Raw genomic sequence first — 15,383 nt, 5'->3', positions numbered from 1 at the left:
GAACACCGTGAAAATTACCGAATTGAAATATCCCCATGATTTTGATACCGATGATTTTCCTCCTTCCGCACTAGCGCTCGGATTTTTTGATGGCGTCCACAAAGGCCATCAGAAGCTGATCAATACCGCTGTGGCTAAAGCACGGGAGGATAAGCTTCAAAGTGCTGTGATGACATTTTATCCTCATCCTTCTGTTGTATTGAAAAAACAGGAGCAGCATGCTAAATATATTACACCGCTGCGGGAGAAACAGCAGATATTGGAGCGTCTTGGGGTGGAACAATTGTTCATCGTCAATTTTGATGAATGGTTAGCGGATCTCTTACCCCAGGAATTTGTCGATCAATTTCTTATCCAGTTGAACGTCCGACATGTCATAGCGGGATTCGATTATAGCTATGGGAGGATGGGTAGAGGCAACATGGAGACACTGCCATTTCATTCCCGGGGAAAATTTGACCAGACTGTTATCGAAAAAGTAGAAGATCATGATGAGAAAATCAGTTCGACCCGTATTCGTCATGAACTGAAACAGGGTAATATGCAAGAGGTATCCAGGCTGCTTGATCGTCCCTTTTCTACTTATGGAAGAGTGGTGGAAGGCGATCAACGCGGAAGGACGATTGGATTTCCTACCGCAAATATCCAGTTGCACGAGGACTATTTATTGCCGCGTGTAGGAGTGTATGCCGTCAGTGTCAAACACAACGGACAAGTCTATACTGGGATGGCCAATCTTGGATATAAACCGACCTTTCAGGATGATGCTGAAAAACCAAACCTCGAAGTGTATATTTTTGACTTTTCTGGAGATATTTATAATGATTGGCTGGAAGTCTATTGGCATGCTTTCATTCGAAAGGAAGAAAAGTTCAATGGAGTCGAAGCTCTGATTGAACAACTGAAGCTGGATGAACTGGAAATCCGTCGTTTTTTCTCTGATCACCAGAACTAATCCTTGCATTTTTTATGCAAAAGTTGTACCCTTAAATACGGAACCTTCGCTTGGCAATGCGTTCCTCCAACGCTTGCTAGGGGAAAGGGAATTTTTATAGAAATCTAGGAGGTGTAGCCGTATGGCCATCACACAAGAACGTAAAAACGAAATCATTAATGAGTATAAGACTCATGACAACGACACTGGATCTCCAGAAGTACAAGTTGCTGTATTGACTGAGCAGATCACCAGCTTGAATGAACATTTGCGCACGCATAAGAAAGACCATCATTCTCGCCGTGGTTTGTTGAAAATGGTAGGTAAGCGTCGTAACCTATTGAACTACCTACGTAATAATGACGTTACACGTTACCGCGAGTTGATCAAGAGTCTTGGCTTGCGTCGTTAATGTAAAGACAAAAAGCGGGAGTTTATCCCGCTTTTTCTGTATGTTTGAATACATAAAGATGCAGCCTTTGGTTGCATACTTTTATAAACGCATATCTCTTCAGCTTTTTACTAAAAGCGTAAACATCCAAGATCAACTGCTGAGTAAAGGCGATAAGGAGAGATTGTTTCACTTTATCAGTGAGTATTGAGAGGAGTATAGAAATTTATGGCAGATGAAAAACAAATTTTTTCGATCGAAGTCGGCGGTCGAACCTTCTCCATTGAAGTGGGAGAATTAGCTAAGCAGGCCAATGGTGCTTGCATGGTACGTTATGGCGATACTTCTGTATTGTCCACTGCGACTGGATCAAAGGAACCGAAAGACCTACCTTTCTTTCCGTTGACTGTCAATTATGAAGAACGCCTATATGCTGTCGGGAAAATTCCTGGTGGGTTCATTAAAAGGGAAGGGCGTCCAAGTGATAAAGCAGTTCTTGCTTCCCGTCTAATTGACCGTCCTATCCGTCCAATGTTCCCGGATGGATTTCGTAACGATGTACAAGTTATCAGCACCGTTATGAGTGTTGATCAGGACTGTACATCTGAAATGGCAGCCATGCTTGGTTCATCTTTGTCTCTGGGTATTTCAGATATCCCATTCGCAGGCCCTATTGCCGGAGTTATTGTCGGACGCATCGATGGTGAGTTTGTAATCAACCCGACAACAGAACAACAGGATAAAAGTGATATCAACTTAACGGTTGCTGGAACAAAAGATGCTGTCAACATGGTAGAAGCGGGAGCTTTGGAAGTTCCTGAAGAAGACATGCTGGAAGCAATCATGTTCGGTCACGAAGAAATCAAACGCCTGGTAGCATTCCAGGAAGAAGTTATCGAAGCAGTCGGTAAAGAAAAGATGGAAGTGACCTTGGTTGACCTTGATCAGGAATTAAAGCAGCAGCTGGAAGCTGACGCAAAAGAGACAATGGTTAATGCTATTCAGACACACGAAAAGAAAGCCCGTGAAGCAGCCATCGATACGGCTAAGAAAGATATTATCGCCAGATACGAAGAACAGGAAGCGGATGAAGAAACAATCAAAAAAGTCAAAGCTATTTTGGATGACATGGTGAAGGAAGAAGTACGCCGCTTGATCACCAAGGAAAAAGTACGTCCAGACGGCCGTAGTCCAGAAGAAATCCGTCCATTATCTTCCCGTGTCGGTGTCTTGCCTCGTACACATGGGTCAGGATTGTTCACTCGTGGACAGACACAGGCACTTAGCATTTGTACCCTTGGACCGCTTGGTGACGTTCAGATACTCGATGGTCTGGATCTGGAAGAGTCAAAGCGCTTTATGCACCACTACAACTTCCCGCATTTTTCTGTCGGTGAGACTGGACCGATTCGTGGACCAGGACGTCGTGAAATTGGTCACGGGGCATTAGGCGAGCGAGCGCTTGAAGTGGTTGTACCATCTGAGAAGGATTTCCCATATACAATTCGTCTTGTCTCTGAAGTATTGGAGTCCAATGGTTCTACATCCCAGGCAAGTATTTGCGCGAGTACGTTAGCGATGATGGATGCAGGTGTTCCAATCAAGGCTCCTGTTGCCGGTATCGCGATGGGACTTGTTAAATCCGGAGAAGATTACACAATCTTAAGTGATATCCAGGGCATGGAAGATTTCCTTGGAGACATGGATTTCAAAGTAGCCGGTACAGCCGAAGGTGTCACCGCACTGCAAATGGATATCAAAATCGAAGGGCTTTCCCGTGAAATTTTGGAAGAAGCATTGACCCAGGCGAAAAAAGGTCGTATGCACATTTTAGAAAGCATGCTGGCTACGATTCCTGAATCCCGTCAGGAACTATCCCAATATGCACCTAAGATTTTGACGATGCAGATCAAACCAGACAAAATCCGTGATGTCATTGGACCGAGCGGAAAGCAGATTAACAAAATCATTGAAGACACTGGGGTTAAAATCGATATCGAGCAGGATGGAAAAGTTTTCATCTCTTCCACAGATTCAGAGATGAACTTAAAAGCGAAGCAGATTATTGAAGATATCGTCCGTGAAGTAGAAGTCGGAGAAATTTACGAAGGGAAAGTTAAACGTATCGAGAAATTCGGTGCCTTTGTAGAACTCTTTAAAGGCAAAGACGGTCTGGTCCATATTTCTGAAATGGCAGAAGAACGGATCGGTAAAGTGGAAGATGTCGCAAAAATTGGTGATATCCTGAAGGTCAAGGTTAAAGAAATCGATAACCAAGGCAGGGTCAACCTTTCACGCAAAGCCGTATTGCTTGATGAAAAGAAAAAGCAAGAAGCAGCAAATAATAACGAAGCATAACGAAAAAGAAGCTGGGCAGCCAGTTTCTTTTTTTATAACTTCATTTATTTGTGCAGTTCTACCTCGTCCTCCTTCTCCATAAGTTAATAATAGAGGGGAGGGATAAATGTGAAACCACGCTACATATGGTCAACTGCATTAGCTATTTTAATCACCTTTATTGGATTTTTTGCTATGAACAGTATGTACGGCCTTACTACAAATGTTTATCTCCCGCTCACAGCTTCTATAGAAACAACTCCTCTCTATCAAGAGATCAAAGAAAGACGTACTGAATTCGAAGTTGCTCCGGAGGATGCTTACATTGATCAAGTGTGGAAAAAAACCCCGGGATTGAACGGAAAAAAAGTTAATATTAAAAAATCCTTTGACAAAATGAAAAAAGAAGGGGTTTTTAATGAAAAAAAGTTAGTGTTTGATCCTGTTCGTCCAAAGAAATCACTGGAAGATCTCCCTGCTTCTCCTATTTACCGAGGTCATCCTGATAAGGAAATGGTAACCTTTTTAGTCAATGTATCCTGGGGAGCTGAGCATATTCCTTCCATGTTAAAAACCCTGAAGGAGAAAAAGGTAAAAGCCAATTTTTTCATTGAGGGAAAATTTGCGGAAAAAAATCCTGATTTGGTAAAAATGATCAAAGAAGAGGGACATATAATAGGAAACCATGCATATAACCACCCTGATATGAGTAGAATGAACAGCGGAGAAATTCAGGAACAAATAGAACGAACAAACCAAATCTTAGCCTCGTTGACGGATGAAAATCCAAAATGGTTTGCTCCGCCTTCTGGCAGCTATAATGATGCTGTCATAGAAACTGCCGCAGCATTGAAGATGGAGACTGTACTATGGACAGTCGACACCGTAGATTGGAAAAAGCCCACAAAACAAGTGATGGTCCAACGGGTAGTTTCCAAAATTCACCCCGGAGCCATGGTATTAATGCACCCAACAGCAGTAACAGCTCAGAGTCTCGGGGAAATGATCGAGCAAATAAGTGAAAAAGGATTGAAAATAAATAATATTGAGGCATTGATGAGTGAATCGAGGTAAAAGAAGGAGGCAGATCATGCGATTCAGAAGCCTTAGCGGGAAAGAAATCGTGGATGTAGCCAGTGGCACCAAACTTGGCATCTTAGGTCAGACCGATTTAGAGATAGATGAAAAAACAGGGCAAATTAAATCGTTTGTCATTCCTGAATATAAATGGTTCGGTGTGAAGTCAGGTAACGAGGGTCACCGGATTACCTGGAATGAAATCATCCGGGTCGGGGAAGATATGATTTTGATCCAGCCTAAAAAAGAATAGAGGCACGAATCGTCCATCGATTCGTGCCTCGTTTTTTTGATTTCCGCTTTGTTCATAAGAAGTTTATTCAACTAAAGGGCCGAAAAGTCGAAGACTTGATTTCGAGATGTTTGGTAATGTCTAGGGGGCGTTGGGGAAGGATTCGCTTTCCGCGGGGAAGCCGGCAAGCCTCCTCGAGCTAAAGCTCTGTGGGGTCTTGCCAGTCTATCCTTTCCCGCAGGAGTCTCAACCTTCCCCCACGCCTCTTACCACATAAGATTATCGAAATCGCTCTTAAATTTACTTACCCTAAATTGTTAGGAGAATACTATTACAATGCCAGATTGATCCGTTCTTATTGCTTCAAAAGTATGCCATTCATAACAGAAGTTTCGAGATTTTTACAACCATATGGTGGCTGGAAAAACGGTGAGACTCCTCGAAAATGCTACGCATTTCCTTCGTGCGGTGTTTCTTCAAGATGCTTATTACAAAGTCCTGTGGGATGAACATGGTCGGTGAGATCCCGCAAGGCGAAGCCTGAGGAAGCTCACCACATGCCCACGGAAAGCGATCCGTTTTCCCAACCACCATCATTGCAACCTAAAGTCTCGAAACTGAGTCTTCAGCAAAAGGGAACTTAACTGTTAGATCCAGCAACAGCTCTTAAGATAGCGAATAAAATAAATGATTACGCTGCAGGTTGCTCAGATTAAACGCTGAGCTTTTTTTGATTTACATAATTAAATGACCTGGTAATGATACAAGGAACGAACATACCGCTCCCACATAGGATAGAGGGAGAACATAAAGCACCCATGCAAAAGGAGGTGTCCGGTATGCTGACCGGATGGAATGTGGCAATCCTCGGCGGTGACGCCAGACAGATCGAAATGATACGCAAGCTGAGTGAATGGGATGCTACACTTCACTTAGTTGGATTCGATCAATTGGATTATGGCTTTACCGGAGCAAATCATATCGATATGGATGATGATGAAGTAGAAAAATTTGATGTCGTAATTCTGCCTGTAGCCGGGACAGATGAAAGCGGCAATATTGATAGTATTTTTTCCAACCAAAACATGGTGCTGGATGAAAAATGGGTGGAGCGGACGAAGGAAGGTTGTATTTTCTTAACCGGAATAGCCAATGGTTATTTAACCAAGTTGCTAGAAACCTCTGATCGCTTGTTGATTCCATTGCTCTCCAGAGATGATGTAGCAATTTACAATTCAGTCCCTACCGTAGAAGGCGCGATCATGATGGTCATCCAAAATACAGATTTCACCATTCATTCATCAAGAGTTCATGTACTGGGTCTAGGCAGAGTCGGTATGAGTGTCGCCAGGGCGTTCCAAGGCCTGGGGGCAAAGGTCTTTGTAGGTGTAAGAAAACCAGCTCATTATGCCAGAGTACAGGAAATGGGGCTCGAACCATTTTATTTGAACAGACTGGATGAAGTTGCAGAGAACACAGATATCATGATTAATACGATTCCCGCCCCGATTATAAATGCCTCAGTCATTAGAAAAATGCCTAGTCATACGTTCATTTTGGATCTTGCATCCAAACCTGGGGGCACCGACTTCCGTTATGCCGAAAAACGTGGCATCAAGGCCCTGATTGCTCCAAGTCTGCCTGGTATTGTCGCACCGAAAACTGCTGGCAGGATTTTGGCAAATACTGTTTTACAGATTTTAAAGGATCAACAGAGAAAGGAAGGAAAAACCAAATGAGTCTAGCTGGTAAAACAATTGGTTTCGGATTGACTGGATCACATTGTACGTATGATGCGGTATTTCCAGAGATTAAACGTCTGATAGATATGAAAGCCAACGTGATACCCATTCTTTCTTATACGGTACAAAAAACCGATACGAGGTTTGGAGATGCAGAAGACCACTTGAAAAAGCTGAAAGAGCTGACCGGAGAAGAGTTGATCATGACCATTCCGGATGCGGAACCCTTAGGACCCAAACGTCCGCTTGATTGTATGGTAATCGCCCCACTAACGGGCAACTCGATGAGTAAAATGGCCAATGCTTTGACTGATTCTCCTGTATTGATGGCAGCCAAAGCAACATTAAGAAATGGCGGCCCAGTTGTTCTTGGTATATCAACGAATGATGCGCTTGGTTTGAACGGGGTTAACCTAATGAGGCTGATGGCCACTAAAAATATCTACTTTATTCCATATGGTCAGGATAACCCATATAAAAAACCGAATTCCCTGGTCTCTGATATGACAAAGCTGCCGGAAACCGTTGAAGCAGCCATTGAGGGCAAGCAGAAACAACCCGTACTCATTCAGCGCCATTTCGAAGAAGCTTAGATATGATTAACATTGTCTCCCCTTAATATGATAGAATACAAGAATAGTGACTCTATTTCAGAGAATTTACAATTATTCAAACGAGAAAGGGGACACAGATATGAGTCAAACTAAACAATACAATGTAGCAGTAGTAGGTGCCACAGGCGCTGTAGGACAGAAAATGATCGAAACATTAGCGGATAGAGACTTTCCAATCAAAAGTCTGAAGCTTCTTTCTTCCTCCCGTTCAGCGGGAAAGAAAATAAAATATAAAGGGGAAGAAATCACGGTAGAAGAAGCAACGCCTGAAAGCTTTGAAGGAATTGATATTGCTTTGTTTTCCGCCGGGGGATCCATTTCCAAGAAACTCGCTCCTGAAGCAGTAAAAAGAGGAGCTGTTGTTGTAGATAACACAAGTGCATACCGTATGGATCCAGAAGTACCGCTAGTCGTGCCTGAAGTAAACAAAGAAGACATCAAGGAACATAAAGGGATCATTGCCAACCCGAATTGCTCTACCATCCAAATGGTAGCCGCGCTTGAACCGATTAAAAAGGCTTTTGGATTAAAGCGTATCATCGTTTCCACTTACCAGGCTGTATCAGGTTCCGGTACGGAGGCAATCGATGAATTACGTGAGCAATCTCAGTCTTTTCTTGATGGAGAAGATATGAAAGCAGAAATCCTGCCAGTAAAAGGCGACAAAAAACATTTTCCTATCGCATTCAATGCTTTACCGCAAATTGATACCTTCGAGGAAAATGGTTACACCTTTGAAGAAATGAAAATGATCAATGAAACAAAAAAAATCATGCATGCAGAAGATTTATCAGTGTCGGCAACTTGTGTAAGACTTCCGATTTTCACATCTCATGCGGAAAGTGTATATATTGAAACAGAGAAAGATGGTTTATCAGTCAAAGACCTTCATCAATCCCTTACAAATGCTCCTGGTATTGTTTTAGAAGACGATCCGGCAACCCAAACGTATCCTACTCCATTGAGCGCTGCCGAAAAGCGGGAAGTGTTTGTAGGCAGGGTACGTAAGGACTTGGACCAACCAAATGGGTTCCATCTTTGGGTAGTCTCTGATAATCTATTAAAGGGAGCGGCTTGGAATTCTGTACAAATCGCAGAACAACTAGTTGCTAATGATTGGTTGTAATTTCTTAGTTGATGGGGTGTCAACATGAAAGTAGTTGTACAAAAATTTGGTGGAACATCTGTAAGAGATACAGCAGGTAGAAAAAAAGCGATCGAACATATCCAGACAGCAATTGAGCAAGGTTTTAAGGTGGTTGTCACCGTTTCTGCAATGGGCAGGAAGGGTGATCCTTACGCCACCGATACGTTGCTTGACCTCGTGGATTTTCCCGCCTCTAATATTTCTTCCCGTGAACGTGATTTATTAATGTCATGCGGAGAAACAATTTCATCTGTAGTTTTTTCCAATGAGTTGAAACGGGCAGGTATCCATGCGATCGCCTTGACTGGCGGTCAGGCTGGATTCATAACAAATGGAGATTTTACAAAAGCTAAGATTACCAAAATGGATTCCACACGAGTGGAAGAAGAATTGAACTCCCATGATGTGGTAGTGGTTGCCGGTTTCCAGGGGAGATCGGAAGAGAATGAAATCACTACTATAGGCCGCGGAGGCAGTGACACGACAGCCGCAGCACTGGGAGCGGCTCTTCAGGCCGATTTTGTAGACATTTTTACAGACGTGGAAGGCATCATGACAGCGGACCCCCGAATTGTGGATTCCGCACGTGCCCTTAATAAGGTTACTTATAATGATATTTGTAATCTCGCTTATCAGGGAGCGAAAGTCATTCATCCAAGAGCAGTTGAAATTGCCATGCAGGCAGAAGTGCCGATTCGTGTACGGTCAACTTATTCCCTCGATGAAGGTACGCTCGTAACTTCCTCCAGGGAATCAGAAGCCGGAAAAGATATTCCAGATCGGTTAGTAACGGGTATCGCTCACATTTCAGGTATCACTCAAATCAGAGTACTTGCAAAAGAAGAACCATACCAGCTGCAATCCGAAGTATTCAAATCAATGGCAGAAGCTGGGATATCGGTAGATTTCATTAACATTTCTCCAAGTGGAGTAGTTTATACGATAGAAGATTTATACACGAACCGAGCTGTGGAAATTTTGGAAAACCTGGGTTATACACCTGAGGTGATCCGTAATTGTGCCAAAGTATCGACAGTAGGTGCCGGTATGACCGGTGTTCCAGGTGTAACTGCGAAAATCGTTCATACCTTGACAGAAGCGGGAGTACAGATATTACAATCTGCCGACTCCCATACGACAATATGGGTATTGATCCCGCAGGATGACTTAGTCACGGCTGTCAATGCCTTGCACAACGTTTTTGAACTTGACACTGAATAACAGTGAGTGAGAAGGGAGAAAGTGCAAGATGAATTTCGGCAGAGTATTGACAGCAATGGTCACTCCATTTGATAACAAAGGTAATATTGATTTTGAAAAGACGACTAAACTTGTCAATTATTTAATCAATAATGGATCAGATGGGCTGGTCGTTGCAGGAACTACAGGCGAGTCTCCAACCTTGACATCAGAAGAAAAAGCAGCACTATGGAAGCATACGGTGGAGGTCGTTGATAAACGTGTGCCTGTAATTGCTGGCAGTGGCAGCAATAATACACATGCTTCCATTGAGTTGACCAGAAAAGCGGAAAATGCCGGTGTAGATGCTGTCATGCTAGTGACTCCTTATTACAATAAGCCGAACCAGCATGGGCTTTATGAACATTTTAAGAGTATTGCCTATGAAACGAAACTCCCTATAATGTTATATAATGTTCCAGGTCGCTCCATTGTACCGATAGCAGCGGAAACTGTTATCGCGCTCTCAAAAGTACCGAATATCGTTTCATTAAAAGATGCAAGTAAAGATTTTGAAGCAATTTCAGAAGTGATCGAGCGGACACCTGAGAATTTTACCGTATATGGGGGAGAGGATAGTCTGACCTTGCCGATTCGATCTGTCGGTGCTTCAGGTATCGTCTCGGTTTCTTCCCATGTGATTGGAAAAGAAATGCAGGAGATGCTTGAAAAGTTTGAACAGGGTGATGTGAAAGGTGCTGCTAAGGTACATCGTCAGCTTATTCCAATAATGAGTGAATTATTCAAAGCACCTTCCCCAGCACCTGTGAAAACAGCATTACAAATAAAAGGAATCGATGTTGGAGGAGTAAGACTTCCTCTTGTGCCATTGACTACTGAAGAGCGGGAACGGTTAGTCAAGATGCTCCATGTTTCCGTTTAAAACAAAACTTGGGTATGTATAATAGGAAAAGCAGCAATTACCATTATGGTATATGCTGCTTTTTCATTTGCCTGGAGAGGATTAGTTTTTGATTGGTTTGATACACTATGGCACTCTCCATAAAGCAACCCCTTATCCAGCTCATTTATGTCATTTGTTTCATTCTTAATCTTTAACAGTTTTACTTGCTGACAAACAAAATCCACAACAACATTTTCTAAAGCCTTTTTTAGGGATTGTATTGGATGATTATGTCTGGTTCATACTAATCATAAAGAAAGGGGTATGATCATGACAGATTTTAATAATCAACCGCAACAACCTCAAAAAGAACAGCCTGGAGAGCAGCCGAAGAAATCAGAACTGGTGGAAAAAATCCAACAGCTTGGGCAATCAAACGTCCCCCAGGCTCCCGATTCTAATATTCATGTTCTGCCTATAATTGGACAAGTGGAAGGGCACATGCAGCTTCCTCCACAAAATAAAACAACAAAATATGAACATTTGATTCCGCAGCTGGTCGCTATCGAACAGAATCCGAAGATCGAAGGTTTAGTAGTATTGCTTAACACAGTAGGGGGAGATGTGGAAGCAGGACTTGCTATATCCGAAATGATTGCTTCGCTTTCCAAACCGACTGCATCGATTGTACTCGGGGGAGGGCATTCCATCGGGGTACCGATTGCTGTTTCTACGGATCATTCATTTATCACAGAGACAGCAACAATGACCATTCACCCTATCCGGATGACCGGCCTGGTGATTGGAGTGCCTCAGACCTTCGAATATATGGATAAGATGCAGGATCGCGTAGTAAATTTCGTAACCCAGCATTCCAACATCAGTGAGGATAAATTCAAGGAATTAATGTTTGCAAAAGGTAACCTTACCAGGGACATCGGGACAAATGTGGTAGGGCAAGACGCTGTTGATTACGGGCTGATCGATGCTGTAGGTGGAGTGAAAGAAGCAATGGAAAAATTGAATGAAGAGATTGATAAAAGAAAACCTGACGATGATGAGCAGGTGATCCAGTAATGGTACTTTATACGCCTTTAAGTGAAGTAGACATTTTTCCAGCCGATCAAACTGCATACGATAATACTGTCATCACCAATTATAATCAGACACCCATTAAAGCTTTGAAGTTAGAAAACGGAAGCTATCAGATTATCCAAGTATTATCGACAGATCCTTCTATTTACTTACACCCGGACTATCAGCCGGGAATGCAATTTAACGCTTAAACAGACACCAAACACATGCTTGCCTGTGCTATAATGAAACTAACTTTAAACGAACAGGGATGTCGCTCACAATGGATTATTCATTTGCGCCGGCATCCTTGTCTTTTCATTATGAAAGATAGAGGTGACAGCATGGCAAAAAAGAGAAACAAAAAGAAACAGGCCAAGTTGAAAAAACAATTGAAAGTTGAATTGCTTGGTCTCTTATTCATATTGCTTGCAGTGTTCGGGAGTGGTGCAAGTGCGATCAGTGATGGAGCCATACCCGGTGGCCTGGAGCATATATTTCAATTTTTCTTCGGGGTGTGGTATTTTGTAGCATCGGTCTTTCTCCTGGTACTGGGTTTATTTTTAATGATCAAAAGAAAATGGCCGGTATTCTTACATAAGCGAATGGTGGGATTTTATATCATCTTTCTTTCCACGATTCTTTTTACACATATTCAGTCGTTTGAAAGTATTCTGGCAGGTTCTGTCCAGCCATCGATTTTAAAAACGACATGGGAGCATTATTTTGCCTATTTGGATGGCAGTCTGCCATTCTCCATTATTGGCGGCGGAATGACCGGAGCCGTATTATTTGCGCTTACGTATTTTCTCTTTTCAGCAGCAGGGGCTAAGATATTATCGGTGTTTGGGATTATCATCGGAATTATTTTTCTTACTGAATGGTCGCTTGGCAGCTGGTTGGAAAGTGTGTTCAGCAAGTTCCTTTCATTTATTCGTAATCAGTGGGACGCTATCAAATCCAACCGGGTGACAAAAGAGAAAGCGCCGAAGAAGAAAGACAAACAGAAGAAACAAAAAGCGGATAAAGAGGAAATCCCGGAAGAAACCGAACCGGAAGTTGCAGGAATTTCTGATAATGAAGAGCCGATTATCCAGGATTTCACAGATATTGCTTATTCTTCCGAAATGAAAAAGCAGCAAGATCAAGCCGAACCAGCTGCTAAAATTGAAACAGACGAAAAAGATGATGATCAGCTGACCCAGTCATTGCCGATGACAGAGGTAGAGAACAAAGATTATCAATTACCGAGCATGGACTTGTTAGCAGAGCCTACGCATAACTCCCAGTCGCAGGAGCGCTCTCAAATCCAGGCCACGGTAAGGAAGCTGGAAAAGACCTTCCATAGTTTTGGAGTAAAAGCCAAAGTTACCAAAGTCCATGTCGGACCAGCTGTTACGAAATATGAAGTATATCCTGATGTCGGGGTGAAAGTAAGTAAAATTGTCAATTTACATGATGATCTTGCCTTAGCCTTGGCAGCAAAAGATATTCGGATTGAAGCTCCGATTCCAGGAAAATCTGCCGTCGGAATCGAAGTACCGAACACGGAAGTAGCGATGGTTTCCTTACGGGAGGTTTTAGAATCCAATTACGCCAAGCAGGGCCAGAAACTTGGATTTGCACTCGGACGTGATATTTCCGGGGATGCCGTAATAGGGGAACTGAATAAAATGCCCCACCTGCTTGTAGCAGGTGCTACAGGCAGCGGGAAAAGTGTATGTATCAATGGCATTATTACCAGTATATTGATGCGCGCAAAACCACATGAAGTAAAAATGATGATGATCGATCCGAAAAAAGTGGAATTGAATGTCTACAATGGCATTCCTCACTTGCTGTCTCCTGTGGTGACGGATCCAAAAAAAGCGGCAAGGGCATTGAAAAAAGTAGTGGCTGAAATGGAACGCCGTTACGATCTATTTTCGGATACAGGGACAAGAAATATTGAAGGCTATAACGAATATATCAAAAAGCAGAACCAGGACACGGAGGATACACAGCCGCAGCTTCCCTACATCGTCGTCCTGGTTGACGAGCTGGCTGACTTGATGATGGTTGCCTCGAATGATGTGGAAGATGCCATCACCCGTCTTGCGCAAATGGCACGTGCAGCCGGCATCCATTTGATTATCGCTACCCAGCGTCCTTCGGTTGATGTTATTACGGGAATTATTAAAGCCAATATTCCATCAAGGATTGCGTTCAGCGTTTCTTCCCAAACAGATTCAAGGACGATCCTTGATTCTGGCGGTGCAGAAAAGCTGCTTGGCAGAGGAGATATGTTGTTCATGCCGGTAGGCGCTTCGAAACCGACACGGGTACAGGGCGCGTTCTTGTCGGATGAAGAAGTTGAACGAATCGTCAATTTCTGTGTTGAGCAGCAACGGGCACAATACCAGGAGGAAATGATTCCAGAAGAAGAAAGCGAAGTAAAGCAGGAAGTAGATGATGACCTTTATCCAGAAGCGGTCCAGTTAGTCATTGAAATGCAAAGTGCAAGTGTATCCATGCTTCAAAGACGATTCCGGGTCGGTTATACGAGAGCGGCCAGATTGATTGATGCTATGGAAGACAATGGAATCGTTGGCCCTTATGAGGGCAGTAAACCGAGGACTGTGCTGGTATCACAAACCAGCGAAGAACAGCAAAGCTCGTAAACGTTTTGCTTATTCACACACAAAATCCTATGCCTGTTTAAACTGGGCATAGGATTTTTTTACAGTAGATTATAAAAAGGTTCAGGGTGAAAATAGCCCTAATTAATCACACTAATTCAAAAAGTTGTGTCTTATTTAGTAAAAATGAGAAAACACTATTTATTTATGACTAGTTTAGTGGTATATTATTGTCTGACAAGATGTGTCGAACGTCAGATGTCAGATCTCATACGTTAGGAAAATTGGAGGGAACTCTATGTCAATAAGACAGGACACCCGTCATTTGTATTTACAAGTGATCGAACAGGTGAAACGGGATATAGAAAACGGTATCTATAAAGAAAAAGAAAAACTGCCATCTGAATTTCAACTCTCCAAAAAGCTGGGGGTTTCCCGAGCAACATTACGGGAAGCTTTAAGAATCCTTGAAGAAGAAAACATTGTAACACGACGACATGGTGTAGGCACCTTTGTCAATCCTAAACCAGTGTTTTCCTCAGGTATTGAAGAGTTGATCAGTGTTACAGCAATGATTCAGAAATCAGGTATGACTCCTGGGACCCAATTTCTTTCGACAGATTTCATTGAACCTACAGATGAAGACAAATCACGCTTCGACCCCATTAATATACATAGTTTAGCACAAATCGAGCGGGTAAGGACTGCTGATTCTCAGCCAGTGGTTTATTGTATTGATAAACTTCCCGATGGGCTTATACCTGTTAAAGATGTGTTGGAGAGAGATTCCATTTTTGACAGTTTGGAAGAGTATGCCAACAAGCGTGTAAGTTATGCTGTCACTTATATCGAACCAATCGGATATCATGATCGTATTTCCCCTATTTTAGAATGTGAACCTGAACAATCGTTGCTTCTTCTTAAGCAGATGCATTATACGGAATTAGATGAACCTGTGTTGTATTCATCAAACTACTTCCGGGCAGACAAGTTCAGTTTCCATGTTTTACGAAAAAGAGTGTAAGCGATTTCAAAAAGAGTCTGGCTGGATTAGACACTTTGGGGGGTGATGAACGGCAATCGAGTAAATTATGAAAGCGGTTTAGGAAGATTTTTTGCTGATTTTATTACTAT

Annotated in this window: 14 protein-coding genes; all 14 read left to right on the top strand. The window is 42.7% G+C overall.

Features of this window, described 5'->3' with window-relative positions; all coding sequences use genetic code 11:
• The first annotated feature begins 7 nt into the window (after positions 1-7).
• Positions 8-955 carry a bifunctional riboflavin kinase/FAD synthetase gene (locus tag BLV00_RS14895; protein WP_093045766.1) on the top strand — a complete coding sequence of 316 codons (948 nt, stop codon included), beginning with the start codon at positions 8-10 and terminating at the stop codon, positions 953-955.
• Between the two features lie 121 nt (positions 956-1,076).
• A complete protein-coding gene (rpsO, locus tag BLV00_RS14890; RefSeq protein WP_028782826.1) occupies positions 1,077-1,346 on the top strand; it encodes a 30S ribosomal protein S15 in 270 nt (89 codons plus the stop codon).
• Positions 1,347-1,553: 207 nt separating this feature from the next.
• Positions 1,554-3,683: a polyribonucleotide nucleotidyltransferase gene (gene pnp / locus BLV00_RS14885; RefSeq protein ID WP_093045765.1), complete on the top strand. Its 2,130-nt coding sequence runs from the start codon at positions 1,554-1,556 to the stop codon at positions 3,681-3,683.
• A 108-nt stretch (positions 3,684-3,791) separates the two neighbouring features.
• On the top strand, positions 3,792-4,736 hold the full coding sequence (locus tag BLV00_RS14880) for a polysaccharide deacetylase family protein (protein ID WP_245728984.1): 945 nt from the start codon (positions 3,792-3,794) through the stop codon (positions 4,734-4,736).
• 16 nt (positions 4,737-4,752) lie between these two features.
• Positions 4,753-4,992 (top strand): YlmC/YmxH family sporulation protein, encoded by a 240-nt coding sequence (locus tag BLV00_RS14875; RefSeq protein ID WP_176791592.1) that lies wholly within the window; start codon positions 4,753-4,755, stop codon positions 4,990-4,992.
• An 818-nt stretch (positions 4,993-5,810) separates the two neighbouring features.
• Positions 5,811-6,710: a dipicolinic acid synthetase subunit A gene (dpaA, locus tag BLV00_RS14870; protein ID WP_093045764.1), complete on the top strand. Its 900-nt coding sequence runs from the start codon at positions 5,811-5,813 to the stop codon at positions 6,708-6,710.
• On the top strand, positions 6,707-7,306 hold the full coding sequence (locus tag BLV00_RS14865) for a dipicolinate synthase subunit B (protein ID WP_093045763.1): 600 nt from the start codon (positions 6,707-6,709) through the stop codon (positions 7,304-7,306). The genes dpaA and BLV00_RS14865 overlap by 4 nt, the downstream gene beginning before the upstream one ends.
• A gap of 100 nt (positions 7,307-7,406) precedes the next feature.
• Complete coding sequence (gene asd, locus BLV00_RS14860; RefSeq protein ID WP_093045762.1) at positions 7,407-8,453, top strand: aspartate-semialdehyde dehydrogenase; 1,047 nt, start codon at positions 7,407-7,409, stop codon at positions 8,451-8,453.
• 24 nt (positions 8,454-8,477) lie between these two features.
• Positions 8,478-9,695 (top strand): aspartate kinase, encoded by a 1,218-nt coding sequence (gene dapG / locus BLV00_RS14855; RefSeq protein WP_093045761.1) that lies wholly within the window; start codon positions 8,478-8,480, stop codon positions 9,693-9,695.
• A 28-nt stretch (positions 9,696-9,723) separates the two neighbouring features.
• Positions 9,724-10,596: a 4-hydroxy-tetrahydrodipicolinate synthase gene (gene dapA, locus BLV00_RS14850; protein WP_093045760.1), complete on the top strand. Its 873-nt coding sequence runs from the start codon at positions 9,724-9,726 to the stop codon at positions 10,594-10,596.
• 291 nt (positions 10,597-10,887) lie between these two features.
• Complete coding sequence (locus BLV00_RS14840; protein ID WP_093045758.1) at positions 10,888-11,634, top strand: ClpP family protease; 747 nt, start codon at positions 10,888-10,890, stop codon at positions 11,632-11,634.
• A complete protein-coding gene (locus BLV00_RS14835) occupies positions 11,634-11,843 on the top strand; it encodes a YlzJ-like family protein (RefSeq protein WP_093045757.1) in 210 nt (69 codons plus the stop codon). The genes BLV00_RS14840 and BLV00_RS14835 overlap by 1 nt, the downstream gene beginning before the upstream one ends.
• Before the next feature lie 132 nt (positions 11,844-11,975).
• Positions 11,976-14,291 (top strand): DNA translocase FtsK, encoded by a 2,316-nt coding sequence (locus BLV00_RS14830; protein WP_093045756.1) that lies wholly within the window; start codon positions 11,976-11,978, stop codon positions 14,289-14,291.
• Between the two features lie 256 nt (positions 14,292-14,547).
• A complete protein-coding gene (locus BLV00_RS14825) occupies positions 14,548-15,273 on the top strand; it encodes a GntR family transcriptional regulator (RefSeq protein WP_093045755.1) in 726 nt (241 codons plus the stop codon).
• Positions 15,274-15,383: the final 110 nt, after the last annotated feature.

This window comes from Thalassobacillus cyri (assembly GCF_900107755.1).
GTDB classification, from domain to species: Bacteria; Bacillota; Bacilli; order Bacillales; family Halobacillaceae; genus Thalassobacillus; species Thalassobacillus cyri.
Note: the sequence above shows the minus strand (reverse complement) of the source record. Positions and strands in the feature narration are given on the sequence as shown.